This window comes from Komagataeibacter europaeus LMG 18890, from assembly GCF_000285295.1.
In the GTDB taxonomy this organism is placed as follows: Bacteria; Pseudomonadota; Alphaproteobacteria; order Acetobacterales; family Acetobacteraceae; genus Komagataeibacter; species Komagataeibacter europaeus.
Window position 1 is genome coordinate 1 of sequence record NZ_CADP01000265.1, and the last position, 1,718, is coordinate 1,718.

Annotated in this window: 1 protein-coding gene; it reads right to left on the reverse strand. The window is 60.7% G+C overall.

Going from position 1 to position 1,718, the window contains the following annotated elements; all coding sequences use genetic code 11:
• Window positions 1-1,718: DUF4158 domain-containing protein (locus GEU01_RS21510; RefSeq protein ID WP_019087643.1), on the reverse strand; the 1,718-nt coding region annotated here is incomplete at both ends.

Genomic DNA, 1,718 nt, shown 5'->3' on the forward strand with positions numbered 1-1,718 from the left:
GCGTCGTGGGTCCAGAAGAGCTGATCACGGGTAACGCCGTGACTCGCGGCAGCCATGCGTGACAGCCCCAGATTGGTAGCGTCCGCCAGAATGGCAGCAAGCAACGCGTTCTCGTGGGGGCAGGCTTCGCCCGTGCGCAGGTTGGTAAAGGCGTTCAAAAAACCGGTGGCCTGCGCCACCTCGTGCAGCAGCTCCGTGATGCGGATTGGCGGCATCAGGGCGTTGAGCTGTTGCGCCAGGTCTTCCGCCTTGGGAGGCGTTGTTGCGCGTATCGGCGATATCTGGAGGTGCCCGTCTCGGAATCGTACGCCTTGCAAAGCGTCGCGTTTCAGGCTTTGCGCAAACTTCTTCAGGCGTTTATCCAATTCGCGAGCGCGCTGATCCAGCCATTCATTTGTCGACAGGGGCAGGTCAAGTTCGGCAATGAACGGTTTTGCCTGCTCCCTACTGAGCATGTAGCTGTCGAAGCGACGATAATTGGCCGACCGCTCGATCCACACATCGCCGGAACGCAGCTTGTTGCGCAAATGCGCGAGCGTCGCGATTTCCCACAGACGCCGGTTGGGCTTGTCATCCTGATCGATAACGATCTTCTGCCATTCCTTGCGAAACGGCATCGGTGCGTCGCCAGGTAAATCGCGTTTGCCTGCTCTGTTGAGGTTCCGCAACAACGTGATCGCAGCCAGGGTCTTGGCGCCTCCTCTTCCTGCCTGGAATTCCAGCGTTTCCAGCAGATCGGGCGCGAATTTTCGAAGGGTAATATAACGCTCCGCAGCGGCTGTCAGAGGATCGAGGTCGGCAGTCCTGGCGATCGCCCCAACCTCTGACCTTGCTTTCAACAGGGTCGCCCATCCGACCGTGGCATCCAGAGTTTCCATGGGATCTCTGCCGTCGCTGGCCGCCTCGGCCAAGGCATCGATGGTCGCCTGAAACAGGCGCATCAGGCGTGCGACGTTCTTCGACGTTGCCGAAAAGCTGCGGGCCTTTGTGTTCCGTGCCCGGGTAAAGATGCTGCCGACCAGCTTGTCAGCCATGTCCAGGGCGCTGTCCGTTAGGCGTTCCTCAGCATCGATCAGGAAAGCGACGAGCGTGGCGTAACGGCGTGATGGCGTGTAGCGCTCGATCATCGAGGCCGGAGATATCCGGCCTTCCCGGACGTATTGGTGAAAACGGTCGATGTGAATGCGCTTGGCGACGACGGGATCAATGCCGATCTGTCGAACCTGTCTCAACAATTCCAGAATGCGCTTGATGTGATCCGGCTTGACGGCAACCGGTATGGTCTTGAGCGAGGCAAGTTGGCTGATGCTCCCTTCAGGCGTTGTGGCGAAAAGCCGATCCAGCGCCGTGACCTGATCGCCTGTGAGGCCCTGCGTTAACGCCTGCGCGGTCTTCCGTCGGGCCCGCGCCCGTCCCGCAATGCTGGCGCGTTCGATGGTTGAAATCGAAGGGAGTGCGATTTTGGCATGGCGTAGCGCGTCCATCACGGCCCGGACGATTACGATGCCGCTGTCCGTGGCCCAGGCTGCGTTTGCCGCAGCCTCGATCATGAACGGGATATCGGCTCTCTGGGGCGCGCGCAGGCCAAGGATCGTCATCAGATCGCGGGCATGATCGGTCATCGTCTGCTCCCGCGCGGCGTAATCGGCGAGGTCGCTGCCGGAAAGCTCAAGTTGGTCTGCCACGAAGGCGACCAACGCGGATGGCGTCGATCCGAC